This is a genomic window from Pseudomonas sp. FG13 (assembly GCF_057809755.1).
In genome coordinates this window covers 24,839-47,844 of sequence record NZ_JBMDKO010000021.1, presented here as the reverse complement: position 1 = coordinate 47,844, position 23,006 = coordinate 24,839, and the positions used below count along the sequence as shown (strand labels likewise).

The following is a 23,006-nucleotide window of genomic DNA, read 5'->3' as shown; positions in this document are numbered from 1 at the left end:
CATTTCAAAGAAGTGCTTTGCGACTCAGCTCGCGGTAGGCCGATAAAGGGTCTTCGGCCCAGGTGATGTCCTTCATCGAGCCGCTGGCGGAGAGTCTGGCGTGATGGATCGAGGCGGCGGTGCCGGCAATGAAGATCGGGCAGTCGATTCCGTTCAGCAGTCTGGGCAGTTGCGACAGGTTCAGGGCGTGACTGGAATACAGCAGTACGCCGCGGGCCTTGAGGCGCTCGACCGCCAAGGCCAGTTCGCCCGCCGGTATCGGCCCGTCGAAGACTTCCACTGGGCAATCGGCGCTGCTCGCCAGCCAGGCGGTGAGCCACAGGCCGGGTTCCAGGGGAACGTCCGAGTGATTGACCAGCAGCAGCGGCGCGCCGCGTAGCTGACGGTTGTTGTGGTAGATCCGACTGCCGAATTTGCTGCGCAGCCAGGAGTACAGGAACACCCTTTCCAATTGCGCGCCGAACAGGCCCTGCCAGCGCAACTGCATCTCCTCCAGCAACGGCAGCAGCAGCTGTTCACACACCGTCCAGGGCGGGTACAACCCCATTGCCTGGTTGACCAGGTCATCGACCTGGCGCTCGGCCAGTTGTGTCACTGCCAGCACGAGGGCGCGACGCTGTTGCTGCCAATCGCTGTCCAGCGGCTCGCTGGGCGGCTGCGGTGTGTCGAGCAAGGGCTTGATCTTGCTGACCGTCACGCCTCGGTCGATCCAGGCGAGAATACTCAGGATTCGCTGCACATGTTCGGCGTTGAACAACCGATGGCCCTTGGGGGTCCGCAACGGCACGATCAGGCCATAACGGCGTTCCCAGGCTCGCAACGTCACGGCGTTGACACCGGTTCGCCGCGCCACCTCGCGTATGGGAAGCCAGCCTTCCGCCAGGGCTTGGGCGAAATCGGCGCCAAGGTCTTCACCTGCGCTGGAGTCGGTATCGCCTTTCATCAGATGGCGTTCCGCAAACTGAGATTTTCCGGGTGCGGTTGCAGGTAGACCTGCTGCGCCAGGTAGGGATCGGGATGTTGGCGAAGGTGATGTTTGAGCAGGGTCAGTGGCACGACCAGCGGTACGATGCCGAGGCGGTACTGGGCGATGAGATGCTGAACTTCCTGTTTGTCCTCGGCGTCGATGGCGCGTTTGAGATAACCGCTCAGGTGCTGCAATACATTGGTATGGGTGCGGCGGGTGGCGCATTTTTTCAGGGCGGCCATCAGGGCGCTGAAGTATTGCGGGCCCAACTCGTTGGGGTCGGTCTTGCCCATGTTGCCCAACAGGTTGCCCAGGACTTTGTACTGCACGGGATTGTGAGCCATCAGCAGGTATTTGTAGCGCGAGTGGAACGCGATCAGGTCCCGCCGGGTCAGGCCCTTGCGGCGCAGCGGTTGCCAGGCGGCGTAGGCGAACACCCGGGTCAGGAAGTTCTCCCGCAGCACCGGATCGTTGAGGCGGCCGTCTTCTTCCACCGGCAAGTCCGGGTGGAGGTCGCAGAATGCCTGGGCGTAGACGCCTCGTCCGCCACCTGGCTGCGACGCGCCGTTATGGTCGTAGACCTTGACCCGCTCCAGTCCGCATGACGGCGATTTCTGCATGAAGATGTAGCCGCAGATGTCATCCAGTTCCGCAGCCATTTGCCGAGCGTAATTGACCAAGGGACGGGTCACGTTGAGGTCCTGTGTCACCGTGCCGACCACTTCGGGGTGTTCGGGATCGCCCACCAAGCGGATCGGCTCTCTCGGAATGCCCAGGCCGATGGCGACTTCCGGGCAGACCGGCACGAAATCAAAGTGTTCCGCGAGACGGCTGCACAGCTGTGACTGCTTATGCCCGCCGTTGAAGCGAACTTCGGCTCCCATCAGGCAAGCGCTGATGGCTATTTTCGGGCGGATCATGGCTGAGTCGGGCATGGGCACCTCTGGTGTATAAACTTGTACAATTTATGTTTGTTTGTACAATTTTATTCATCATAGATCCATGGCTGTACAAGTCAACCCGGTTCGCATGAGGGGAGAGGCCGCTGGCGTTATTCGCGGGCAGGCTGCCGTCTCGTTCGACAGCAGCGGAGGGTGCAGGATGACGCGATCTACTGGAGGCTGGCGTGCAAGCGCCGCGCGGCTTCCTGGCCGCTGAGCCAGGCACCTTCGACCCGGCCGGACAAGCACCAGTCGCCACACACGTACAAGCCCAGGTCGGCATCGGCCAGGGCGCCCCACTCATGGTTGCCGGCAGGGCGGGCGTAGAGCCAGCGATGGGCCACGCTGAAGCTCGGGGCGGGCATGGCGCTGTGCAGCAGTTCGGCGAAGGCACCGTGCAGGTGTTCGATCACCGCTTCCTTGGGCAGGTCGATGTGTTGCCGGCTCCAGTCGCTGGTGGCGTGCAATACCCAGGTGTCGAGCTTGCTGTCGCGTCCCGGTTTGCTGCGGTTACGGGCCAGCCAGTCGAGGGGGCTGTCCTGCACGAAGCAACCTTCCATGGGCGTATCCAACGCCTGTTCGAAGGCCAGGGCAACGGCCCAGGTCGGGTCCATCTTCACGCCGGCCGCCACCCCGGCCAGTTTCGGCACGGCCGCCAGCAACGCGGTGGCCTGGGGCGCGGGAGTGGCGATGACGACCTGGCCGAAGGGGCCATGGGTGAAGCCTTCCGCGTCCTGCAAGTGCCAGTGTTCCTGGCCGCGGTATACCTCGGTGATCCGGCAGGAGAACTGCACTTGCAACTTGCCGAGCAGGGCGCGGGTGATGGCGCTCATGCGCGGGGTGCCGACCCAGCGGGTCTGTTCGTCCGGGGAAGGGGTCAGTTGTCCGTCCTGGAAGTTGTAGAGTTGCGGGTTCCACTCCGCCGCCCAGCCGTTGGCCTGCCAACGCTGGACTTCGGTGACGAAGCGGCGATCACGGGCGGTGAAATATTGCGCGCCCATGTCCAGGGTGCCAGCGTCGCTGCGTTTGCTGGACATGCGCCCGCCGCTGCCGTGGCTTTTATCGAAGAGTTGAACGACATGCCCGGCCTCCGTCAGGGCCTGGGCGGCTGAGAGTCCGGCGATGCCGGTACCGATGATTGCGATGGGTACAGTCATGGGGGCCTCGTTTACCTTTCTGTACAGACTACGCCGTCGCGTAAATCTGTACAATTTGGGTTTTTGGTATAAGTTTTACCGTTCGCATTTGAACAGGTTGACCTATTGTTAAACACAGACCCTGTCCGATACGAAAAATCCCTGCTTATAAAAATAGACTAATGGGCCAGGTAAAACGCGCTGCGAGGATCATCTCATGCACATATTGCTGACCGGCGGTACTGGTTTGATCGGACGTCAGCTCTGCCGCCTCTGGTCGGAGCAGGGACATCGCTTGACGGTATGGAGCCGCCGAGCCGAAGAGGTGGCCAAAATCTGCGGTGCGCAAGTGCGGGGAATCGCCAAGCTCGATGAGATCGACGAACCGGTGGACGCGGTGGTCAATCTCGCGGGCGCGCCGATTGCCGATCGACCCTGGACCCACAAGCGCAAGATGTTGTTGTGGAGCAGCCGCATCACCCTGACCGAGGTCTTGCTGGCGTGGCTGGAGCGCTGCGAGCGCAAACCCGCCGTGTTGATTTCAGGTTCTGCGGTGGGTTGGTACGGCGACGGCGGCGAACGGGAATTGACCGAGGAGTCGGGGCCGGTCAGCGAGGATTTCGCCAGCCAACTGTGTATCGCCTGGGAAGAAACCGCGCAACGGGCCGAGGCCATGGGCATACGTGTGGTACTGGTTCGCACCGGCCTGGTCCTGTCCGCCGAGGGCGGCTTTTTGTCGCGGCTGCTATTGCCCTTCAAACTGGCGCTGGGTGGGCGTATCGGCAATGGGCGGCAATGGATGCCATGGGTCCACATCGATGATCAAATCGCCCTGATTGATTTTCTTCTGCACCGCGGTGACGCCAGCGGTCCTTATAATGCCTGCGCGCCGAACCCGGTGCGTAATCGCGATTTCGCCAAGGCCCTGGGGCACGTGTTGAATCGGCCCGCCGTGATGCCGATGCCGGAGCTGGTACTGAAAATCGCACTGGGGGAGTTGTCACTGCTGTTGCTGGGCGGCCAGCGCGCCACGCCGGCCCGGTTGCAGGCGGCGGGCTTCACTTTCCGGTTCACGGATTTGCCTGCGGCACTGGACGACTTGTCCAGCCGCCTTTGAAATAGGACGTTGCATGACCGATCACGCGTTGCTTCTGGTGAATCTGGGTTCGCCTGCCTCCACTTCGGTGGCCGATGTACGCCGCTACCTCAATCAATTCCTGATGGACCCTTACGTCATCGACTTGCCATGGGCGGTGCGACGTTTGCTGGTGTCGCTGATCCTGATCAAGCGCCCTGAGCAATCGGCCCACGCCTATGCCTCGATCTGGTGGGAGGAAGGATCGCCACTGGTGGTGCTCAGCCGCCGGCTGCAACAGGCTATGGTCACCCAGTGGACCCAGGGGCCGGTGGAACTGGCGATGCGTTACGGCGAGCCGTCCATCGAGTCGGCGCTGGTGCGCCTGGCGAGCCAGGGGCACAAGAAGGTCACTCTGGCGCCGTTGTATCCGCAGTTCGCTGATAGCACCGTCACCACTGTGATCGAAGAGGCCAAGCGGGTCGTGCGGGAAAAGAAGCTCGACGTGCAGTTCTCGATTCTTCAGCCGTTCTACGATCAGCCGGAATACCTCGACGCGCTGGTTGCCAGCGCCAAGCCCTATCTGATGCAGGATTACGATCACCTGCTGTTGAGTTTCCATGGCTTGCCGGAGCGGCACCTGACCAAGCTCGACCCGACCGGGTTTCATTGCTTCAAGGATGCCGACTGCTGCAAGAACGCGCCGCCGGAGGTCATTGCGACGTGCTACCGCGCCCAGTGCATTCGCACGGCCGAACTGTTCGCTCGGCAGATGGGGCTCAAGGACGGCCAATGGTCGGTGTCGTTCCAGTCCCGGCTCGGCCGCGCCAAGTGGATCGAGCCCTACACCGAAGCGCGCCTGGAAGAATTGGCCAAAAGCGGGGTCAAGAAGGTGTTGGTGATGTGTCCGGCGTTCGTGGCCGACTGCATCGAGACCCTGGAAGAAATCGGTGACCGCGGGCGCGAGCAGTTCCGCGAGGCCGGGGGAGAGGAGTTGGTGTTAGTGCCGTGTCTCAATGATCAGCCGCAGTGGGCCAAGGCGTTGAGCAGGTTGTGCGAACGGGCGCCGATCGCGTTGTAACATTCACGGGCCCTATCGCGAGCAGGCTCGCTCCCACATGGGGTGGGTTGTGTACACAGATTTTGTGACCAACCGAGATCCAGTGTGGGAGCGAGCCTGCTCGCGATGGGGCTATGTCAGGCAACATCTCAGAGCAGCGGCTCATCCGCCTTCTTCTGCTTCCAACCATCGTTACCTGGCAGCAGCAGGTTCAGCCCGATCGCCACCACCGCGCACAGCGCGATGCCTTTGAGGCCGAAGTCATCCGGGCCGGTGCCGGTTCCCACCAGCACGCCGCCGATGCCGAACACCAGTGTCACCGAAACGATCACCAGGTTGCGCGCTTCGCCCAGGTCGATCTTGTGACGGATCAGGGTGTTCATGCCCACCGCTGCAATCGAACCGAACAACAGGCACAGGATCCCGCCCATGACCGGTACCGGGATGCTTTGCAGCAATGCGCCGAACTTGCCGATGAAGGCCAGGGCGATGGCAAAGATCGCCGCCCAGGTCATGATTTTCGGGTTGTAGTTTTTGGTCAGCATCACCGCGCCGGTGACTTCGGCATAGGTGGTGTTGGGCGGGCCGCCAAACAGACCGGCTGCGGTGGTGGCGATGCCGTCACCGAGCAGGGTCCGATGCAGGCCCGGCTTTTTCAGGTAGTCGCGACCGGTCACGCTGCCCACGGCAATCACCCCGCCAATGTGCTCGATGGCCGGCGCCAGGGCCACCGGCACGATGAACAGGATCGCCTGCCAGTTGAACACGGGAGCGGTGAAGGCCGGCAGCGCGAACCATGGCGCGGCGGCGATTTTGCCGGTATCCACCACGCCGAAGAAAAACGCCATGGCGAAGCCTACCAGCACGCCGGAGATGATCGGCACCAGACGGAAGATACCTTTGCCGAACACCGCGACAATCAGCGTGGTGAGCAGGGCCGGCATCGAGATCATCATCGCGGTCTGGTAGTGGATCAGCTCAGTGCCGTCGCCGGCCTTGCCCATCGCCATGTTCGCGGCAATCGGCGCCATTGCCAGGCCGATGGAAATGATCACCGGGCCGATGACCACTGGCGGCAGCAGCCGGTCGATGAAACCGGTGCCCTTGATCTTCACGGCCAGGCCCAGGAAGGTATAGACGAAACCGGCCGCCATCACGCCGCCCATGGTCGCCGCGAGGCCGAACTGGCCCTTGGCGAGAATGATCGGGGTGATGAAGGCAAAGCTCGACGCCAGGAACACCGGCACCTGCCGTCCGGTGACGATCTGGAACAGAATCGTTCCCAGACCTGCGGTAAACAGCGCGACGTTCGGGTCCAGCCCGGTGATCAGCGGCATCAACACCAGAGCGCCGAAGGCGACGAACAGCATCTGTGCGCCGGACAGTACCTGGCGCCAGAGCGGATCGTTGAACTCGTCCTGCATGCTCAGGCGTCCTTCTGCTTGGTGCCGAAGATCTTGTCGCCGGCATCGCCCAGGCCCGGGATGATGTAGCCATGCTCGTTGAGTTTCTGGTCGATGGAGGCGGTATAGATGGTGACGTCCGGGTGAGCATCCTGGACCACCTTGATGCCTTCGGGGGCGGCAACCAGGACCATGGCGCGGATGTCGCGGCAACCGGCCTTTTTCAGCAGGTCGATGGTGGCGACCATGGAACCGCCGGTGGCGAGCATCGGGTCGATGATCATGGCCAGGCGCTCGTCGATTTCCGGTACCAGCTTTTCCAGGTAGGTGTGGGCCTGCAGCGTTTCTTCGTTGCGAGCCACGCCCACGGCGCTGACCTTGGCACCCGGGATCAGGCTCAGCACGCCCTCGAGCATACCGATGCCGGCGCGCAGGATCGGCACCACGGTGATCTTCTTGCCGGCGATTTTCTCCACCTGGACCGCACCGGCCCAGCCATCGATCTCGTAGGATTCCAGTGGCAGGTCCTTGGTGGCTTCGTAGGTGAGCAGCGCACCGACTTCCTGGGCGAGCTCGCGAAAATTCTTCGTGCTGATATCGGCGCGGCGCATCAGGCCGAGTTTGTGTCTGATCAGCGGATGGCGGATCTCGAGGATAGGCATGGGGAGGGCTCCGGCGGCGGGCAAAAAAACCGGGCTAGATTAATCTATCCCGATGGCTTGTCCTATAGACAATACAGAACGTTAGTCCACAAACCCTTGATCTGGCCGGGCGGGATGCGTACCTTTGCCCGCTTTTCCGAACCTGCACCCCTGGAGAGCAACATGTCCGCTGATCTCGAGCATATCCGTCAAATCATGGCGGAGGCTGATTGCCTGTATACCGAAGCCGAAGTCGAAGCAGCCATTGCCCGGGTCGGTGCGCAGATCAACGACCAACTGGCCGATTCCAATCCGGTGGTGTTCTGTGTCATGAACGGCGGGCTGATCTTCTCCGGCAAGCTGCTGACCTACCTGAACTTCCCGTTGGAGGCGTCGTACCTGCATGCCACCCGTTATCGCAACGAAACCAGCGGCGGCGACCTGTTCTGGAAAGCCAAGCCGGAAGTCTCGTTCATCGACCGTGACGTGCTGATCATCGACGACATCCTCGACGAAGGGCACACCCTGGGCGCGATCATCGACTTCTGCCGGCATGCCGGCGCCCGCGCCGTGCACACCGCTGTGTTGATCGACAAGGACCACGACCGCAAGGCTCGTCCCGACCTGAAGGCCGATTTTGTCGGCTTGCCATGCATCGACCGCTACATCTTCGGTTATGGCATGGATTACAAGGGTTACTGGCGCAACGCCAACGGTATTTTCGCCGTCAAGGGCATGTGATCGATGACTCGCCCGGGTTTCCTGGACCAAACGCTGTTCGATGAGCTGGCCGAGAAAGCCGCGGCCAGCCCTCGCGGCCGGCAGCACCATAACTTCCATCAGATGGACGAGCCCTGTCATCGGATGGCGGTGGGTTTGCAACCTTCCACCTACATCCCGCCCCATCGCCACCTCGGTGCCGACAAGGCAGAAACCCTGCTGGTGCTCAAGGGCCGCCTGGGTGTGTTGATCTTTGACGAAGCCGGTGCGGTGACGGATAAGCGCATCCTCCAGGCCGGAGGCGATTGCCTCGGCGTCGACCTGCCGGCCGGCGTGTATCACGGCCTGGTGGTGCTGGAAGCCGACAGCTTGATGTTCGAGTGCAAGGCCGGCCCTTACCGGCCAGTGGGTGAGGGCGAGATGGCCCACTGGGCGCCCCGGGAAGGCGAGTCGGGTGTGGCTGAGTACCACACCTGGATGCGCGCGCAGTTCGACTGACGCACCGCCCCCCTGTGGCAAGGGGGTTTATCCCCGCGGGAGCGCAGGGCTTTTGTGGGAGCAAAGCTTGCTCGCGAACAGGCGCCTCGGTTTCGAAGGCAGACCGCGTCAGCTTCATCGCGGGCAAGCCTTGCTCCCACAAGCCGCCAGCCAATGCTCACTCTTGATCCGTGCCTGCTCCAGAGTCTGCACATACGCCAGTTGGCGCTGTTCGCGATGGATGCCGGCTCGGCGCAGCTTCAGGCGCACTCTCGGGGTGGTCGCTACCAGGATCAGGCCGATATCGTGCTTGCGGTAGTCCTTCAGGATGTTTTCAAACGCAGCCAGTGCCGTCATGTCCAGCATCGGCACGGCGCTCATCTCCACCACCACGACGCGGACTCCCGGATCGAACCGACGCAGCACATCCAGGGCTTTTTCTGCCGCACCGAAGAACAACGGGCCGCGAATCCCGTAGCAACGCACGTGCTCAGGCATATCCAGTAACGCCTGGTGAAAGTGCCGTGGCAGTTCGGCGCTGTCGGTCAGCTCGCTCATGCGCTTGATGAACAGCCCGGCCGCCAGCAGCAGGCCGACGGAGACCGCCAGGACCATGTCGAACAGCACCGTCAGGCCCAGGCAGGTCAGCAGCACCAGCACATCGCTGCGCGGGGCGATACGCAAGGTGTGCAGCACGTGCCCGGCTTCGCTCATGTTCCAGGCGACCATCACCAGCAGCGCCGCCAGCGCGGCCATGGGCAGGTAGCTGAACAGCGGCGCCAACAGCATGATCGCCGCCAGTACCACGAGGCTGTGGATGATCGATGCCAAGGGCGAAGATGCGCCGCTGCGCACGTTGGTGGCGCTGCGGGCAATCGCGGCGGTGGCGGTGATGCCGCCGAACAGCGGCGCCACCAGGTTGCCCAGGCCCTGGCCCATCAGCTCTGCGTTGGGATCGTGCTTGCTGCCGGTCATGCCGTCCGCCACCACGGCGCATAACAGCGACTCGATGGCACCGAGCATGGCGATGGCGAAGGCGGGTGACAGCAACTGTCGGATCAGGTCGTAGGACAGCACCAACGGCCGCCCCTGGCCGTCAGGAAGATTCCAGGGCCAGTCGAAGCTTGGCAGGAACGGTGGAATTCCCGGATGGCTGATGCCATCGACCACGTAACTGAAGCGTTCCCCCAACGTCGCCACTGGCCACCCGCCGCGTTCCAGTGCCCAGCCCAGCAATGCCCCGACCAGCAGGGCGACCAAGTGGCCTGGCACCCGCGGAACCCAGCGCGGCCAGATGACCAGAACCGCCAGGCACACGACGCCGATGAGGCTGTCACCGAGGTGGGCGCCCGGCAGTGCCACGATCAGCTCGCCCAGTTGTTCGACGTAATGTCGGGCCTGGCCGACAGTCGTCAGGCCCAATAGATCTTTCAGTTGCAGGGTGGCGATGACCACGCCGATGCCAGCGGTGAAACCGAGGATGACGGGATAAGGGATGTACTGGATCAGACGCCCGGCGCGCATCAGTCCCAGGGCAATCAGAATCAACCCGGCCAGCATCGTGCACAACAGCAGGCCGCCTGGCCCGTATTGCTGGGTGATAGGCAGCAGGATCACCACGAATGCCGCTGTCGGCCCGCTCACGTTGAAACGCGAGCCGCCGGTCAGGGCGATCAGCGGTGCGGCCACCAGCACCGTGTACAAGCCGTGTTGCGGCGGCACGCCCACTGCGATTGCCAAGGCCATCGCCAGGGGGATGGCGATGATCCCGACCGTCAGCCCGGCCACCAGGTCGCCCCGCAGGCGTTCAAGGGTATAACCGGCCCGCCAGCTTTGGCGCCAGGCGGCGAATAGAGGTGGCGCGGAGAAGGACATGGGTACTCCTCAAAAGGAATGGGCAAACAATACCGAGTTCCCTGTGGTGAGGGACAGAATGATGGCCCTTTGAGTATGCCTCCTACGGCGTCCCCCGGTATTGACCTGGATCGTTTATTTTTACTGGTCATGCTCATGCTAGAGTGCGGGGCCAAGATCCCGGAGCCTGTCATGATTGTATCGATCCGCCGCCGTGCCGCCTTGCTTCTGATTTCCAGCCTGCCGCTGGTGGCCGTTGCCGCGCCGATGCACAGCCAGTTCCTGCCGCCCGACGACCTGACCGTGCGCCAGGAGCAGCCCGAACAGCAGCAACTGCTGCAAGTCACCGAGTACTCGGTGGTACTGGGCAATCAGCGTCAGTCCAACCAGCAACCGATACCGGTGACTTCGCCGTTGCTGGTGCGCCTCAAGGGCAAGCCCCTGAACAAAGGCGCCACCATCAATCAGGTGATCCTCAACTTCGATGGCGAAAGCAAGAGCCTGAAGAAACCGGTCTTTGACGAGGCGAGCAAGACCCTGACCCTGTCTTATCCACAGGCGCATTATCGGGCGGTCATCGATCTGCTGCGCAATGACACGGTGTATGTGCAGTTCCTCAGCTATGCCAACGGCCACGTCTGGGCCGATCTGCACACCGGAGCGGTACACCCGCGTTGAGCGCCGGGGCCTGCCGGGGGTAAACTGCCTGCCCCGTGAACTGTGCGAGTTGGAGCCGGCAATGCGTAAAGACAAGAAACAAGTGATTGGTGACGAGATTGGCGATGAACAGATCAAGCTGTTCCTCAATTTCGAACCGGCCGATGCCACCTCGCCGTCGTTGCACAAACTGATCAAGGGTTACCGTGGCCTGCGGGTCGATGATTTCGAGCGTTTCCTGACCTTCTTCGTCGAAGCCGGCTATGACCTCAATGGCAAGGATGAGCACGGTAACGACTTCATTGCGTTGATCCAGGATCAGCGCAATTCCGAGGAATACATCGAGTTGTTCAACAAGGCGCGCGGCTGAGCGTGTCAGGGCGGATTTAACGCCTTTCGGGGCGTTTGATCGTCTTCTTTTAGTTTCTCAATACTCTTTTAAGAGATGTCCGAAAGGTTATGTCACCATTCGGACTGTTCTGTTTCAGTTTGATTTCCATTACTTTTGCGTTGGGACCGGATGGTTTCAATTCAATCGTTTTAATGGAGCTGTATTCATCATGGAAGATAAAAGCAAATGTATCGCTGGGGCGTTGTTGGCCTTGCTCGGTTGCCTGGCAAGTTCGGTTTCCAATGCGTTCGATGAGATCGTCAATGTGGAGATTTTCAACGCTACATCGGCAATGATTGTTCCCGGCAGCGACTTCACCTGGACCCAGGACCCGGCCAATGCAGGCCATGGCTTTTCGGTAAGTCCCGGCGCGAGTCAGGAACTGACCTATTACCTGCCACAGTCGCGCGCCGAGCGGGAGTCTTTTACCTACACCCAAGGCAGTCGCAAGTGCCATTTCAGTTTCGGGCATATAGCCAAAGCTCCGGTGAGTGATGAGCAAACAATGCCTTATCGCCGTTGGGTTGATGCACAACCCCAAGATTCCTGTGTCGCAGAGTTGTTTGAGATTGAGGATGACGACGATTACGTTCGTCATGGCGGAACACGCATCAAGTTCAGTATGAAATAAACGCGGAAAATAAAAAGCCTCCATCAGTTGGAGGCTTTTTATTTATAACGACAGAGGGTCAGGCGTAACTTTGAGCCTTGCTGTCTTCAACCAGTTCCAGCGCGATGTTGTTCTGCGCATTGATCTTGCGATACAGCGCCGCGTCGGTTTCCAGCACTTTTTCCCGGGCCGGGAAGATTTCCGCGAGCTTGGTCGCCCACTCTCCCTTGGCCTTGTCCGGGAAGCAGCGCTCGATCAGGTCCAGCATGATCGACACGGTCACCGAAGCGCCTGGCGATGCGCCGAGCAGGGCGGCGAGGGTACCGTCCTTGGCTGCCACCAGCTCGGTACCGAACTGCAGGACGCCACCTTTCTTCGGATCTTTCTTGATGATCTGCACCCGTTGGCCGGCCACTTCCAGGCGCCAGTCCTCGGCTTTCGCCTCGGGGTAGAAGCGGCGCAGGGATTCCAGGCGCTGCTCCATGGACTGCATCACTTCGCTGATCAGGTACTTGGTCAGGTCCATGTTGTCCCGGGCTACCGCCAGCATCGGGCCGATGTTGCCGGCGCGTACCGACAGTGGCAGGTCCATGATGGAGCCGTGCTTGAGAAACTTGGTGGTGAAACCGGCGTAAGGTCCGAACAGCAGGGATTTCTTGCCATCGACCACGCGGGTATCCAGGTGCGGCACCGACATCGGCGGCGAGCCCACCGCGGCCTGGCTGTAGACCTTGGCCTGGTGGTGCTTGACCACTTCCGGGTTGTCGCAACGCAGCCACTGGCCACTGACCGGGAAGCCGCCGAAGCCCTTGCTTTCCTCGATGCCCGAGGCTTGCAGCAGTGGCAACGCCGCGCCGCCGGCACCCAGGAAGACGAACTTGGCATCGACGTCGCGGCTGGCACCGGAGTTGACGTCCTTGATGCTTACTGTCCAGCCGCTGCCGTTGCGCTTGAGGCCGGTGACGCGCTTGCAGTACTTGACCTGGGTGTCGGGCGCGCTGGTCAAGTGTTTGAGCAGTTGGTTGGTCAGGGCGCCGAAGTTGACGTCGGTGCCGTTCATGACCCGGGTGGCGGCGATGACTTCATCGGCCGGACGCCCCGGCATCATCAGCGGCATCCACTCGGCCATCTTGCCTTTGTCTTCGGTGTATTCCATGTCGGCGAAGGCGTGATGCTGGCTCAGCAGCTCGAAGCGCTTCTTCAGGAACTCCACGCCTTTCTCGCCCTGCACGAAGCTCAGGTGCGGCACCGGGGCGATAAAGGACTTGGAGGAGCCGAACGTGCCTTTCTTGGTCAGGTACGTCCAGAACTGCTTCGACACCTCGAACTGGGTGTTGATGTGCACGGCTTTCTTGATGTCGACACTGCCATCGGCCGCCTGCGGCGTGTAGTTCAGCTCACACAGCCCGGCGTGGCCGGTCCCAGCGTTGTTCCAGGGGTTGGAACTCTCCGCGGCACCGGAATCCATCAGCTCGACGACTTCCAGCGAAATCGCGGGGTCGAGCTCCTTGAGCAGCACGGCCAGGGTGGCACTCATGATGCCGGCCCCTACCAGAACTACATCGACTGCTTCGTTATGCGCCATTTAACGCGTCTCCAAAATCTGCAGCACCAAATTGTCGGCATAGCGGCCAGGAGTGGCGGGGCAGGTCGGTTGCGCCCCAGGTACCCATGGCCAGGATCGCCATGTCCGAATCTTCGCAATTTTTTGCAACTGCTACGGATGCATGCAGCCTGGCCTCAAGAGTCACATGAACTCATTTCAGCGCCGGGCAGGCAATTCGACTTATGGCCGAGACATCCGTTCGTGCAACCAAATCCGTAGCGGACAGGCTTCAGGCGCCGGTTCTTGAGCGATATCCGGTCCTGTGTCGTTGGGCTGTTTCAGACGCCAATGGTGCTTGTTCAGACGCAAAACTCTTCATTTGCTCGCCACACTCTTGTGAAGTTGTGAAAACCCGTTTTTTCACGCTCTTTTGAAGACGTGAACCTCAAAAAAGGGCTGTCCCAGCCAGGCACCGTGTCCGGATTGTTTGCCCCATGCAGTACATGACAGGCAAAACGGGCAGACAGCTCAGTGACCGAGCGTAATGACAGCTCTGCAGATTCGCGAAAAGTGGTGATTGGCCCGGAAACAGCAGGCGCGCCAGCTTCACTCGATCTGTGTGGGCGGCTCTCTGTGGGCGATGCGGGGTGCCAATGCAAGCGCATCAGCGGTGTTGCGAGGCCCGATCAGGAGACGTCCTTATAATCGGGGGGAGATTGTAACGAAGAAACGCAGGAAAATGGTCGTGTTTAATGACTTTTATTAGCCATTCGGTCAGATGGCCAACAACTGGCGGCCGCGCGCGCGACTACGAAGCGGCTGTACGCGGGCGCTGGCGGGTAAAGGCTGATTCAGCCAGTTGAGACGGATTTCTTCGATTTCCACCCAGCCTTCGCCCATGGGTTGCAGGCTGCATTGCTTGAACGCCTGGCAGCGGCCGTTGCGATCCAGCAGGGCGAAGCTGCGATGCTGTGGGCGCGGAGTGAACAAGGAGACGAGAAGGCGCATGGTCGGATTTCCGTGTCGGGGGACTTGTGAGCAGCCTGACAGCGAGCCATGACACGCCGGTGTAAGGACCGTGACAATGGAGTGACAGGAACCGGCATTGGCGGTAAATGTCAGAAATTTCAGTATTCATTCGGCTGGTTCGCCGCGATGGCGCACCGCTATACTGCGGGTCTGTCAGTGCCCGATTCTGGAGATAAGAGCATGTTGCAACGCCTGTTGTTCGGTTTGATCGCTGTGACCAGTCTGACCCTTGTCGGCTGCGCCCACAGCCCGCAACAACTTAACCCGGAACCCAAGCTCAACGCCCAGCTGGCGCCTGTGGGTCATGGCCAGCCGGTGGTGGTACGGGTGGTGGACGGCCGTCCATCGCCGACGCTCGGCACCCGCGGCGGGCTGTACCCGGAAACCAGCGTCATCACGGTTCAGGGCGCACAGATCCTGCCCAAGCTGCAGGCCCAGGCTGAAGCCGCCGTACGTTTGCTGGGCTTCACCCCTACCGCGAACGCGATGAATGCTCCACAGCTGACCGTTACCCTGGCCGAACTCAAGTATCAATCGCCCAAGGAAGGCATGTACGTGACCGAAGCCACCATCGGCGCGACCTTCCGTTCCGACGTGCAGAACGCCAACCGCCGTTACAGCGGTCGTTATGGGGCTTCGTTGGACCAGCGTTTCGGCATGGCGCCCAATCAGGACACCAATACCAAGCTGGTCAGCGATGTGTTGAGCGACGCCCTGACCCGGCTGTTCAAAGACCCGACCATTGGCCAGGTGCTGGCTGAGTAAGATCCGGGCCTGACCCCCGCCTGTGGGAGCGAGCCTGCTCGCGATAGCGGCGTCACATTTGAAATCACTGTGACTGATAAACCGCTATCGCGAGCAGGGCTCGCTCCCACAGGTTTTTTTTGCGCGATTTTTCTAGGCGGCCTGTGAATACAGTTCCAGCACACTGATGCCCGTCAGCAGATCGGTCTCCGGCAGGTCGGCATGTTGATGACCACCGAGGGCGCAATACACCAGCCAATGTGGGTCCTGTACGTTGAAGGACAGGCTGCCGACGAGGTTTTGCTGTTCGTCGCTTGGGGTGATGAGGTAGAGGCGATCCTGGTTTTCGGCGTGGAGCATGACGGGGTCCGGGCAGGTTTGGAGGGCGACAGGGTGGCTTATCCAGATGACGAAACCGTGACGGTGAACATAAGTCCGTAGCTCAGCCTCGCAGCAACGAAGCTCTGTGGGAGCAAGGCTTGGACGCGATGAAGCTGACGCGGTTACCGAGGATCGAAGCGCCTTCATCGCGGGCAAGCCTTGCTCCCACAGGTCGGAAAAAACAGGGCAGGGCAGTGGGCTTTCGGTAGAATCCGCGCCCTGCTCGCAAGTCCCGGGCGTGTTCCGTTCCGTTTTCCCTTGAGGTTTGTGATGTCGCTGCATCTGCTTTCGTTGTTCGCCGCCCACCCGGCCAAACTGATCAACTTGTTCGCCTTGCTGTTTGCCTGCCCGGGCGGCTGGGTGCTGCACGCAACGCGCCGCCGTGAGCAACGGGCGCGAGCGAGCCTGCAAGCAGGCAATCGCAATGGTGAAGAACGGTTCGAAGCGTTGCTGGACCTGGCGACGCAGCGCATGAACCGGTTTTTCTACCGATTCGGCTTTGGCTGCCTGGCGTTGGCGTTGCTGGTGTCGTGGATCAGCACGCAGATCAGCTGAGATTTACCGGAAGCAAGGATGCTTTTGTGGCGGGTGCCTGTGGGAGCAAAGCTTGCTCGCGAAACAGGCACCTCGATTTCCGAAAGTATCGTGTCGTTTTCATCGCGGGCAAGCCTTGCTCCCACAGGTCTCCCTCAGGTATGCCGCGTTACAACGCCAACCCCGCCTTCACCCGATACTGATTACGCACCGGCGTTGCATATTGCAGGATCAGGAACGGTCGGTGTTCCGCCGGGCACGCATCCAGCCGGCGTTGCCATTCTTCCTGCGCCTTGGCCAGTTCATCGGCGCCGAATACCTCGGCCGCCTGCGGAACCTGCAATTGCGGATCGGCGTCGGCCCACTGGGCGTAAGCCAGGTAATGCACCGGGAACAGGCGGTAGCCGCCGAGAATCTGCCGATCCATCTCCTGGGCCAATTGCTTGGTGTCTTCGAACAGTTCGGTGATCGGTGCGGCAAAGTTCACGTGCACCCGGCCCTTGTATCCAGTGATGCCTTTGGCGATGCTCACATCATCTTCGCCCGGTGCCTTGGTGTAGGTGCCGGTGGTGGCTCGGATGTACAGCTCGCGGGCCTTGGCCTGGTCGCACGGGTCGTATTCGTAACTGATCGACACGGGAGTGAGGTTCAGCGACTGGATGACCTCGCCAAATGGCTCGTCCTTGCGGCTCATATGGAACATCTTGAGGATGGCCGATTCGGTACGGTCGTCGCCGTCCTTGGCCCGCCCTTCGGCCTGGGCGATCCAGATCGAGGCGCAGTCGTTGCGGATCGAGTGGTTGATATACGCTGACAGCAACTGGTAGGCCGCCATCTTCTCTCGCCGTCCGGTGATGGAGCGGTGCACGATGAAACTCTTGTTCAGGCGCATCAGGTCACTGACAAAAGGTTTTTGCAGCAGGTTGTCGCCAATGGCGATGCGCGGGGTCGGCAGGCCGGCGTGGTACACCGCATAGTTGACGAAGGCCGGGTCCATCACGATGTCGCGATGGTTGGCAATGAACAGGTACGCGCTGCCGGACTTGAATTGCTCCACCCCTGTATAGGTCACGCCGTCGGTGGCACGCTCGATGGTGTGGTCGACGTAGAACTCGACTTTATCCTGCAAAGTGGCGACCGATGTCACGCTGGCGAACTCACGGCGCAATCTTTGCGCTATAAGAGGTTTGAGCATCCAGCCGAATGCGCCGGCCAGGCGCGGGAAGCGGAAGTGGGTGAGGATATCTAGAAACGCCTTGTCGCCGAGCAGCCGGGCCAGCACCGCTGGGACTTCGCTGTCGTCGTAAGGTCGGATGGCATCGAATTCGCCCATCATGCTCTCTTGTTGGAAACGGCTAGGGTAAGTTAAAGGTTCGATCGAAAAAACGACGGGGCATGGCCTGGAAGATAAGCCAGACGAAAATAGCCCTGCAAATAGACCGGCGATTATACGCACAAGTCACCTGGGAGACCGCGATGCTGGAAACCGCTCTTTATGATTGTCCGTATTGTGGTGAAGAGGTTGAGACGACCGTGGATCTGTCGGGTGGCGACCAGGAGTATGTTGAGGACTGTCAGGTGTGTTGCCGACCGATCAAATTCAGGTTGCAAGTGCATGACGAACACTGGTTTCTCGAGGCCTTCACTGAAAACGATTGATGGGGGCGCCCATGCAACGAATCTACGAGCTGGAAAGCCTGATGGAGGGCGAACTGCTGCAAGGCATGCTCGCCAGCGAAGGCATCACGGCGCATCTGGTGGGGCGCGACCTGGTGGGCGGCGCTGGCGAGTTGCCGATGCAAGGCCTCCTGGGCCTGGCGGTAGAAGACGACCAGGCGCAGTACGCCCGGGAGCTCATCGTTGCGTACAATGCCGCGATGCCAGTGCCCGGTGATGAGCCGGAGAGTTATCCCGGCACGCTGGTCTGTTAGGCTGGCGGCCGTTCGATCAAGAGTCGTGTTGCCCCATGTGTGGACGTTATGCCCTGTTTCGCTGGAACCCCGCTTTCGCGGCCTTGCCCGGCTTTCCTGCCGACCAGAAGGCTCAATGGAATATTTCGCCCAACGATTCGGTGCTGATGCTGCGGGCCGGTGCCGAGGGGCAGCGCGAGTTGGCCCGTGCGCGCTGGGGCCTGACGCCCGCGTGGCTGACCGATCTGTCCCGTACTCCGGCCCACGCCCGCGCCGAAACCGTGGCCGAGCAGCCGATGTTCCGTGAAGCCCTGCGCCTGCGTCGCTGCCTGCTGCCGGCCAACGGCTTCTACGAATGGCGCGGTGGCACACGCAAGCGGCCCTACTGGCTGACGCCGGGAGAGGGGTCGTCGTTGTTTTTTGCCGCGATATGGGAAGCGTATCCCGTGCAGGAACAGGTGTGGCTGAGCACGGCGGTCATCACCCAGCCGGCGGCGGGGCAACGCAGGCCGTTGATCCTGGACGAAGAGGGCCAGCGCCTGTGGCTCGATCCCGAAACGCCGCTGCATGCCTTGCAAGGGCTGCTGGCAAGCGAACCGGCACAATTGCGTGAGCGGGTGTTGGCCAACATGGTCAACGACCCGAAGCTCAACGGACCGGAATGCCTGACCCCGGCTTGAGGCCTGTGGTGCCTTTACTGCCGCTATCGCGAGCAGGCTCGCTCCCACAGGGTCATTGCGGTGGACACATCTTTGTGAACATCCGCAACCTCCTGTGGGAGCGAGCCTGCTCGCGATAGCGGTTCTGGATCAGACCCTGAACTGATTGATCAATCGCCGCTGCTGCTCCGCCAGTTTGGTCAAGCCGGCACTGGCGGCGCTGGATTCATCCGCCCCGCCCGCCACTTCATTCGCCACTTGCCCGATGTTGATGACGTTGCGGTTGATGTCATCGGCCACGGCGCTTTGCTCCTCGGCGGCGCTGGCGATCTGGGTGTTCATGTCGTTGATCACCGACACTGCCTGGGTGATGGTTTCCAGGGCCTGGGCCGCTTTTGCCGCATGCTGCACGCTTTGATCGGTGCGGTGCTGGCTGTCTTCCATCACCCGTACCACGTCCCGGGTACCCTGCTGCAATTGCTGGATCATCGACTGGATTTCTTCCGTGGCCTGCTGCGTTTTCTGCGCCAGGTTGCGCACTTCATCAGCCACCACAGCGAATCCGCGACCCTGCTCACCGGCCCGGGCGGCTTCGATGGCGGCGTTCAGCGCCAGCAGGTTGGTCTGTTCGGCAATACCACGGATGGCGGTGAGAATCGCGTTGATGTTCTCGCTGTCCTTGGCCAGGGTCTGCACCACGCCCACCGCCTTGCCGATTTCCACGGCCAGGGCGCCGATGGACGTGGACGTATCCCGTACGATCTGCATGCCCTGGCTGGCGGCCTGGTCGGCGTGACTGGCGGCCTGGGCGGCCTGGGTCGCGTTGCGGGCGACGTCCTGGGCCGTAGCGGTCATCTCGTGCACGGCGGTGGCGACCTGGTCGATCTCCGACATTTGCTTGTGCACGCCCTGGTTGGTGCGGATTGCGATGTCGGCGGTGTGCTCCGATGAATCGCTGACGCTCTGCACCGAGGTCACCACTTGGGTGATCATCCCCTGCAGCTTGCTCAGGAACGTGTTGAAGCCCCTGGCAATCGCGCCCAATTCGTCGGCGCGGTCACTCACCAGGCGCCGGGTCAGGTCGCCTTCACCCTGGGCAATGTCATCGAGCATTGCCACCATTTGCTTGAGTGGCCGGGCAATGCCATGGCCCACCAGCCAGATCACCAGCAGACCGATGCCGGCAATTACCAGACCCACCATCGCCATGCCGAAAATGTCAGACTGGCGCCGATCGTTCAGGTCTTTCTGCAACGCTTGCAGATCGGCCATCACCGCGTTCAGCGGCAATTGCAGCATCAGCGTCCAGCGGGCATTGGTCTCGCCAATGCCGAATGGCATATACACTTCGATGTGCCCGTGTTCCTCGTCGATGTCGTAACGCACTTCGCCGATACTGAGCTTGCCCAGGTTGTCCAGTTCACTGGCGTTGAGCAGGTCGCTGGCCTTTTCCCCGAGTTTGCTCGGGTCCTTCGTGAATGCCACGAGGCGGTTATTGCTGGAGAGCAGCGCCAACTCCCCGGCGCCGTTGTACAGCTTGGCATCGGCGGCCACGAGCATGTCCTGGATGAAGTTCACCGACAGATCTGCCCCGACGATGCCCTGGAACTTGCCGTCGATGAGGATCGGCTCGATGAACGAGGCGAGCATGGTCATGGTGTCGCCGACGCGGTAGGGCGCCGGGTCGATCACGCAGGCCTTCCTGCTGTCCTGGGAGCACAGGTAGTACTCACTGGCGCGGATACCGGTGGACAGGAGTTTCTGATCGGCCACATCGGCCAGTTTTTCCAGGCCCAGGGTGCCGTCCTGGTTACGGAACCACCACGGCAGGAAACGCCCGTTGGTTTCCATGCCCACCACGGGGCTGTTCACGTAGTTGGCATCATCGTGGTCGATGGCGTTCGGCTCCCAGGCGATGTAGGCGCCAAGGACTTTTGGATTGCGCACCACGGTTTCGCGCAGCAGGCTGATCATCTGCTCGCGCGCAATCTTCAACTGTGGGTTGCCGTCCGTGCCCTTCATGCCCATCAGCGCGTTCGTGGTGGCAAGTCCCTTGGCGAGCTGCAGTGGGGCTTCCAGTTCCCGTTGGATCAGGCTGGCCTGGGTACGGGCCAGGGCGCTGAGGCGTTGTTCGATGAGTTGTTCGAACTGCGCCTTGGTCCGTTGTTGCACCATGTCTTGGGTGCGGGCCCCGGCGAACAACGCGTACAGGACCAGGGCCCCGACCACGCTGAGCACGATGGCACCGGCCAGGGCGGCCACGGAAAACTGGATCGACTTGAATTTCATAAAGGCTCCGGACGCGAGGATGACGTCTGAAGCTTGTATCGGCGTCCATAGGGGCCGGCATGAGGCGTTGTTCGTCGGGTGACTGTTTTTGAATCGTGAGTGTCGCTAATGGAGCGGGGGTGGGATCTGTGCGAAATAGCGGTAATCCGTCGTTGTGTATCTGGCGCCGATACAAATCACCGCATAGGATACGCCCACGTTTCCAGGGAGCTTTAATATGCACAAGACGTTGATGGTGAGTGTCCTCGGCACGAGCCTGTTGCTTGCCGGTTGCCAATCGGTGAATACCACCAGCGGCGGCGCCGTGGGTGTGGAGCGCAAGCAGTACATGTTCAGCATGCTGTCGACCGATGAGGTCAACCAGATGTACGCCCAGTCCTATCAGAAGACCGTCGGCGAGGCGAGCACCCAGGGTGCGCTCGACAAGACCAGCAGCGAAGCCAGGCGCGTCCAGGCCATTGCCGACCGACTGATCGCCCAGGCCCCGGTTTTCCGTCCGGACTCGGCGCAGTGGAAGTGGGAAGTGAACCTGATCAAGAGCGATGAGCTCAACGCCAACTGCGGCCCAGGCGGCAAGATCATTTTCTACACCGGGTTGATCGACTCGCTGAAGCTGACCGACGATGAAATCGCCGCGGTCATGGGCCATGAAATCGCCCACGCCCTGCGTGAGCACGGGCGTGAAGCAATGTCCAAGGCCTACGGCATCGAGATGGCCAAGCAGGGCGCCGGTGCCTTGTTCGGCCTGGGCCAGGACAGCCTGGCGCTGGCCGACACCGTGGCCAACTACGGCATGACCTTGCCCAACAGCCGTGCCAACGAAAACGAAGCCGACCTGATCGGCCTCGAACTGGCCGCTCGCGCCGGCTACAACCCGAACGCCGCCATCACCTTGTGGAACAAGATGAGCAAGGCCTCGGAAGGCGCACCACCGGAGTTCATGAGCACTCACCCTGCGTCCAGCAGCCGGATCGCTTCGTTGCAGGCGGCGATTCCAAAGGTGATGCCGCTTTACCAGCAGGCCAAGAAGTAACCTTTCTTATGCGGTGAGGCCACTGGCCTCATCGCGAGCAGGCTCGCTCCCACATTGGGCGCGGTGCTCACAAAAAATGTGGGCACTGCAAATCCCCTGTGGGAGCGAGCCTGCTCGCGATGAACGATGGCACGGTATTACTTGCCTACCTGATCAAACCCATCCACTGCTCTGCATTGCCTTGTACACCGCCACAATCGCCAGGATGAAGAATGCCGAGGCGGCCAGGCGGCGGATCAGGGTGAGCGGCAGCTTATCGGCGGCGAAATTGCCGGCCAGTACCACCGGCACGTTGGCAATCAGCATGCCCACAGTGGTACCGATGATCACCAGCCACAATTCCGGGTATTGCGCGGCGAGCATCACGGTGGCTATCTGGGTCTTGTCGCCGATTTCCGCCAGGAAGAACGCGATCAGCGTGGTCAGGAAGGGGCCGAACTTGCGCGCGGTGCTCGCTTCTTCGTCGTCCAGTTTGTCGGGAACCAGCGTCCATAGCGCGGTGGCGGCGAAGCTCGCTGCCAGGATCCAGTGCAACACCGCATTCGAGAAAATACTGCCCACCCAGGCCCCCACGGCTCCGGCTGCTGCATGGTTGGCCAGGGTCGCGGCGACAATTCCGGCGATGATCGGCCAGGGTTTGCGAAAACGAGCCGCCAGGACGAGCGCAAGCAATTGGGTCTTGTCGCCGATTTCGGCCAGCGCAACGATGGTGGTGGGTACGAGGAAAGAGTCCAGCATCAGGTGATTCCTAGAGGGGCGGGTCGACACGGCTATGACACGTACAGCCTCCCCGCCCCGGGTAAGGTGTGCGTGTCATAGGTCTTGTCAAACCCTGCGACCGGTTCCGGACGCTTGGGCCGCATACGCCATGGTCTGCTGACCAAGTATGTTGACGTATGCCGGGCGAGCAGGGTGCTCGCGGGAGACTACTCCCCTAGGACGCTGCGGA

The 23,006-nt window shown here is 61.3% G+C and carries 25 protein-coding genes, 1 pseudogene and 1 riboswitch; of the genes and pseudogenes, 13 read left to right on the top strand and 13 right to left on the bottom strand.

The window, feature by feature from the left end:
* Positions 1–4: 4 nt before the first annotated feature.
* The 3 genes from ACODTO_RS17595 to ACODTO_RS17585 form a co-directional block, all read right to left on the bottom strand.
* Complete coding sequence (locus ACODTO_RS17595; RefSeq protein WP_175386187.1) at positions 5–943, bottom strand: MerR family transcriptional regulator; 939 nt, start codon at positions 941–943, stop codon at positions 5–7.
* Positions 943–1,902, bottom strand: coding sequence for a YbgA family protein (locus ACODTO_RS17590; protein ID WP_139644834.1), 960 nt, complete (start codon positions 1,900–1,902; stop codon positions 943–945). Before ACODTO_RS17590 ends, ACODTO_RS17595 begins: the two co-directional genes overlap by 1 nt.
* A gap of 176 nt (positions 1,903–2,078) precedes the next feature.
* Positions 2,079–3,065 carry an NAD(P)/FAD-dependent oxidoreductase gene (locus tag ACODTO_RS17585; protein WP_139644835.1) on the bottom strand — a complete coding sequence of 329 codons (987 nt, stop codon included), beginning with the start codon at positions 3,063–3,065 and terminating at the stop codon, positions 2,079–2,081.
* A 196-nt stretch (positions 3,066–3,261) separates the two neighbouring features.
* Between ACODTO_RS17585 and ACODTO_RS17580 the strand changes: the two genes are divergently transcribed.
* Both ACODTO_RS17580 and hemH read left to right on the top strand, forming a co-directional pair.
* The gene (locus tag ACODTO_RS17580; protein ID WP_489106803.1) at positions 3,262–4,161 is read left to right on the top strand and encodes a TIGR01777 family oxidoreductase; all 900 of its coding nucleotides are present in this window, start codon (positions 3,262–3,264) and stop codon (positions 4,159–4,161) included.
* Between the two features lie 13 nt (positions 4,162–4,174).
* Positions 4,175–5,200, top strand: coding sequence for a ferrochelatase (gene hemH, locus ACODTO_RS17575; RefSeq protein ID WP_139644839.1), 1,026 nt, complete (start codon positions 4,175–4,177; stop codon positions 5,198–5,200).
* Between the two features lie 128 nt (positions 5,201–5,328).
* On the opposite strand, the gene ACODTO_RS17570 is transcribed toward hemH, so the two are convergent.
* Together ACODTO_RS17570 and upp are read right to left on the bottom strand one after the other, a co-directional pair.
* Positions 5,329–6,603 (bottom strand): uracil-xanthine permease family protein, encoded by a 1,275-nt coding sequence (locus tag ACODTO_RS17570; protein WP_139644841.1) that lies wholly within the window; start codon positions 6,601–6,603, stop codon positions 5,329–5,331.
* Between the two features lie 2 nt (positions 6,604–6,605).
* Entirely contained in the window at positions 6,606–7,244 is a 639-nt protein-coding gene (gene upp, locus ACODTO_RS17565; protein WP_024778135.1) for a uracil phosphoribosyltransferase, read from the bottom strand.
* A gap of 162 nt (positions 7,245–7,406) precedes the next feature.
* On the opposite strand from upp, the gene ACODTO_RS17560 reads away from it, so the two are divergent.
* Together ACODTO_RS17560 and ACODTO_RS17555 are read left to right on the top strand one after the other, a co-directional pair.
* The gene (locus tag ACODTO_RS17560; protein ID WP_041020499.1) at positions 7,407–7,964 is read left to right on the top strand and encodes a hypoxanthine-guanine phosphoribosyltransferase; all 558 of its coding nucleotides are present in this window, start codon (positions 7,407–7,409) and stop codon (positions 7,962–7,964) included.
* Between the two features lie 3 nt (positions 7,965–7,967).
* Entirely contained in the window at positions 7,968–8,441 is a 474-nt protein-coding gene (locus tag ACODTO_RS17555) for a WbuC family cupin fold metalloprotein (protein WP_175386191.1), read from the top strand.
* A 114-nt stretch (positions 8,442–8,555) separates the two neighbouring features.
* Here the strand turns inward: ACODTO_RS17555 and dauA are convergent, their stop codons facing one another.
* Positions 8,556–10,295 carry a C4-dicarboxylic acid transporter DauA gene (gene dauA / locus ACODTO_RS17550; RefSeq protein ID WP_139644846.1) on the bottom strand — a complete coding sequence of 580 codons (1,740 nt, stop codon included), beginning with the start codon at positions 10,293–10,295 and terminating at the stop codon, positions 8,556–8,558.
* Between the two features lie 171 nt (positions 10,296–10,466).
* On the opposite strand from dauA, the gene ACODTO_RS17545 reads away from it, so the two are divergent.
* The 3 genes from ACODTO_RS17545 to ACODTO_RS17535 all read left to right on the top strand — a co-directional run bounded on the left by ACODTO_RS17545 (position 10,467) and on the right by ACODTO_RS17535 (position 11,953).
* Positions 10,467–10,952, top strand: a complete 486-nt coding sequence (locus tag ACODTO_RS17545) for a hypothetical protein (RefSeq protein ID WP_041022098.1) — start codon at positions 10,467–10,469, stop codon at positions 10,950–10,952.
* Positions 10,953–11,013: 61 nt separating this feature from the next.
* Positions 11,014–11,301 (top strand): PA4642 family protein, encoded by a 288-nt coding sequence (locus ACODTO_RS17540; RefSeq protein WP_139644848.1) that lies wholly within the window; start codon positions 11,014–11,016, stop codon positions 11,299–11,301.
* Positions 11,302–11,491: 190 nt separating this feature from the next.
* Positions 11,492–11,953, top strand: coding sequence for a hypothetical protein (locus ACODTO_RS17535; protein WP_139644850.1), 462 nt, complete (start codon positions 11,492–11,494; stop codon positions 11,951–11,953).
* A 58-nt stretch (positions 11,954–12,011) separates the two neighbouring features.
* Here the strand turns inward: ACODTO_RS17535 and mqo are convergent, their stop codons facing one another.
* Both mqo and ACODTO_RS17525 read right to left on the bottom strand, forming a co-directional pair.
* On the bottom strand, positions 12,012–13,517 hold the full coding sequence (gene mqo, locus ACODTO_RS17530) for a malate dehydrogenase (quinone) (RefSeq protein WP_175386195.1): 1,506 nt from the start codon (positions 13,515–13,517) through the stop codon (positions 12,012–12,014).
* 735 nt (positions 13,518–14,252) lie between these two features.
* Positions 14,253–14,486 carry a hypothetical protein gene (locus ACODTO_RS17525; RefSeq protein ID WP_139644854.1) on the bottom strand — a complete coding sequence of 78 codons (234 nt, stop codon included), beginning with the start codon at positions 14,484–14,486 and terminating at the stop codon, positions 14,253–14,255.
* Positions 14,487–14,687: 201 nt separating this feature from the next.
* Between ACODTO_RS17525 and ACODTO_RS17520 the strand changes: the two genes are divergently transcribed.
* The gene (locus ACODTO_RS17520; protein ID WP_047701387.1) at positions 14,688–15,272 is read left to right on the top strand and encodes a YajG family lipoprotein; all 585 of its coding nucleotides are present in this window, start codon (positions 14,688–14,690) and stop codon (positions 15,270–15,272) included.
* A gap of 132 nt (positions 15,273–15,404) precedes the next feature.
* Here the strand turns inward: ACODTO_RS17520 and ACODTO_RS17515 are convergent, their stop codons facing one another.
* Complete coding sequence (locus ACODTO_RS17515; RefSeq protein ID WP_041020607.1) at positions 15,405–15,611, bottom strand: hypothetical protein; 207 nt, start codon at positions 15,609–15,611, stop codon at positions 15,405–15,407.
* A gap of 291 nt (positions 15,612–15,902) precedes the next feature.
* Here ACODTO_RS17515 and ACODTO_RS17510 point away from each other — a divergent pair, with 291 nt between their 5' ends.
* Complete coding sequence (locus ACODTO_RS17510) at positions 15,903–16,187, top strand: hypothetical protein (RefSeq protein ID WP_139644856.1); 285 nt, start codon at positions 15,903–15,905, stop codon at positions 16,185–16,187.
* A 148-nt stretch (positions 16,188–16,335) separates the two neighbouring features.
* Here the strand turns inward: ACODTO_RS17510 and ACODTO_RS17505 are convergent, their stop codons facing one another.
* Entirely contained in the window at positions 16,336–17,502 is a 1,167-nt protein-coding gene (locus tag ACODTO_RS17505; RefSeq protein ID WP_139644858.1) for a 1-acyl-sn-glycerol-3-phosphate acyltransferase, read from the bottom strand.
* A gap of 140 nt (positions 17,503–17,642) precedes the next feature.
* On the opposite strand from ACODTO_RS17505, the gene ACODTO_RS17500 reads away from it, so the two are divergent.
* From ACODTO_RS17500 to ACODTO_RS17490, 3 genes are read left to right on the top strand one after another with little or no spacing between them, the layout of a single operon-like run.
* Positions 17,643–17,825 carry a CPXCG motif-containing cysteine-rich protein gene (locus ACODTO_RS17500; RefSeq protein ID WP_139645260.1) on the top strand — a complete coding sequence of 61 codons (183 nt, stop codon included), beginning with the start codon at positions 17,643–17,645 and terminating at the stop codon, positions 17,823–17,825.
* Positions 17,826–17,836: 11 nt separating this feature from the next.
* On the top strand, positions 17,837–18,097 hold the full coding sequence (locus tag ACODTO_RS17495) for a putative signal transducing protein (RefSeq protein ID WP_041020608.1): 261 nt from the start codon (positions 17,837–17,839) through the stop codon (positions 18,095–18,097).
* A gap of 35 nt (positions 18,098–18,132) precedes the next feature.
* Complete coding sequence (locus ACODTO_RS17490; RefSeq protein WP_139644860.1) at positions 18,133–18,756, top strand: SOS response-associated peptidase; 624 nt, start codon at positions 18,133–18,135, stop codon at positions 18,754–18,756.
* A 129-nt stretch (positions 18,757–18,885) separates the two neighbouring features.
* On the opposite strand, the gene ACODTO_RS17485 is transcribed toward ACODTO_RS17490, so the two are convergent.
* Positions 18,886–19,629 (bottom strand): methyl-accepting chemotaxis protein, encoded by a 744-nt coding sequence (locus tag ACODTO_RS17485; protein WP_370444479.1) that lies wholly within the window; start codon positions 19,627–19,629, stop codon positions 18,886–18,888.
* A gap of 114 nt (positions 19,630–19,743) precedes the next feature.
* Positions 19,744–19,938 (bottom strand): annotated as a pseudogene (locus ACODTO_RS17480) (HAMP domain-containing protein); the annotation flags it as partial.
* 1,303 nt (positions 19,939–21,241) lie between these two features.
* Here ACODTO_RS17480 and ACODTO_RS17475 point away from each other — a divergent pair.
* Positions 21,242–22,057 (top strand): M48 family metallopeptidase, encoded by an 816-nt coding sequence (locus ACODTO_RS17475; RefSeq protein ID WP_041020601.1) that lies wholly within the window; start codon positions 21,242–21,244, stop codon positions 22,055–22,057.
* Between the two features lie 153 nt (positions 22,058–22,210).
* Here ACODTO_RS17475 and ACODTO_RS17470 read toward each other — a convergent pair whose 3' ends face one another.
* A complete protein-coding gene (locus ACODTO_RS17470; protein ID WP_041020600.1) occupies positions 22,211–22,795 on the bottom strand; it encodes a TMEM165/GDT1 family protein in 585 nt (194 codons plus the stop codon).
* 89 nt (positions 22,796–22,884) lie between these two features.
* A riboswitch (yybP-ykoY riboswitch) is annotated at positions 22,885–23,005 on the bottom strand.
* Position 23,006 lies beyond the last annotated feature (1 nt).

Coding starts and splice junctions, on each gene's coding strand:
- ACODTO_RS17595 (WP_175386187.1), bottom strand. CDS start 943: ATGAAAGGCGATACCGACTCCAGCGCAGGTGAAGACCTTGGCGCCGAT.
- ACODTO_RS17590 (WP_139644834.1), bottom strand. CDS start 1,902: ATGCCCGACTCAGCCATGATCCGCCCGAAAATAGCCATCAGCGCTTGC.
- ACODTO_RS17585 (WP_139644835.1), bottom strand. CDS start 3,065: ATGACTGTACCCATCGCAATCATCGGTACCGGCATCGCCGGACTCTCA.
- ACODTO_RS17580 (WP_489106803.1), top strand. CDS start 3,262: ATGCACATATTGCTGACCGGCGGTACTGGTTTGATCGGACGTCAGCTC.
- hemH (WP_139644839.1), top strand. CDS start 4,175: ATGACCGATCACGCGTTGCTTCTGGTGAATCTGGGTTCGCCTGCCTCC.
- ACODTO_RS17570 (WP_139644841.1), bottom strand. CDS start 6,603: ATGCAGGACGAGTTCAACGATCCGCTCTGGCGCCAGGTACTGTCCGGC.
- upp (WP_024778135.1), bottom strand. CDS start 7,244: ATGCCTATCCTCGAGATCCGCCATCCGCTGATCAGACACAAACTCGGC.
- ACODTO_RS17560 (WP_041020499.1), top strand. CDS start 7,407: ATGTCCGCTGATCTCGAGCATATCCGTCAAATCATGGCGGAGGCTGAT.
- ACODTO_RS17555 (WP_175386191.1), top strand. CDS start 7,968: ATGACTCGCCCGGGTTTCCTGGACCAAACGCTGTTCGATGAGCTGGCC.
- dauA (WP_139644846.1), bottom strand. CDS start 10,295: ATGTCCTTCTCCGCGCCACCTCTATTCGCCGCCTGGCGCCAAAGCTGG.
- ACODTO_RS17545 (WP_041022098.1), top strand. CDS start 10,467: ATGATTGTATCGATCCGCCGCCGTGCCGCCTTGCTTCTGATTTCCAGC.
- ACODTO_RS17540 (WP_139644848.1), top strand. CDS start 11,014: ATGCGTAAAGACAAGAAACAAGTGATTGGTGACGAGATTGGCGATGAA.
- ACODTO_RS17535 (WP_139644850.1), top strand. CDS start 11,492: ATGGAAGATAAAAGCAAATGTATCGCTGGGGCGTTGTTGGCCTTGCTC.
- mqo (WP_175386195.1), bottom strand. CDS start 13,517: ATGGCGCATAACGAAGCAGTCGATGTAGTTCTGGTAGGGGCCGGCATC.
- ACODTO_RS17525 (WP_139644854.1), bottom strand. CDS start 14,486: ATGCGCCTTCTCGTCTCCTTGTTCACTCCGCGCCCACAGCATCGCAGC.
- ACODTO_RS17520 (WP_047701387.1), top strand. CDS start 14,688: ATGTTGCAACGCCTGTTGTTCGGTTTGATCGCTGTGACCAGTCTGACC.
- ACODTO_RS17515 (WP_041020607.1), bottom strand. CDS start 15,611: ATGCTCCACGCCGAAAACCAGGATCGCCTCTACCTCATCACCCCAAGC.
- ACODTO_RS17510 (WP_139644856.1), top strand. CDS start 15,903: ATGTCGCTGCATCTGCTTTCGTTGTTCGCCGCCCACCCGGCCAAACTG.
- ACODTO_RS17505 (WP_139644858.1), bottom strand. CDS start 17,502: ATGATGGGCGAATTCGATGCCATCCGACCTTACGACGACAGCGAAGTC.
- ACODTO_RS17500 (WP_139645260.1), top strand. CDS start 17,643: ATGCTGGAAACCGCTCTTTATGATTGTCCGTATTGTGGTGAAGAGGTT.
- ACODTO_RS17495 (WP_041020608.1), top strand. CDS start 17,837: ATGCAACGAATCTACGAGCTGGAAAGCCTGATGGAGGGCGAACTGCTG.
- ACODTO_RS17490 (WP_139644860.1), top strand. CDS start 18,133: ATGTGTGGACGTTATGCCCTGTTTCGCTGGAACCCCGCTTTCGCGGCC.
- ACODTO_RS17485 (WP_370444479.1), bottom strand. CDS start 19,629: ATGTCGGAGATCGACCAGGTCGCCACCGCCGTGCACGAGATGACCGCT.
- ACODTO_RS17475 (WP_041020601.1), top strand. CDS start 21,242: ATGCACAAGACGTTGATGGTGAGTGTCCTCGGCACGAGCCTGTTGCTT.
- ACODTO_RS17470 (WP_041020600.1), bottom strand. CDS start 22,795: ATGCTGGACTCTTTCCTCGTACCCACCACCATCGTTGCGCTGGCCGAA.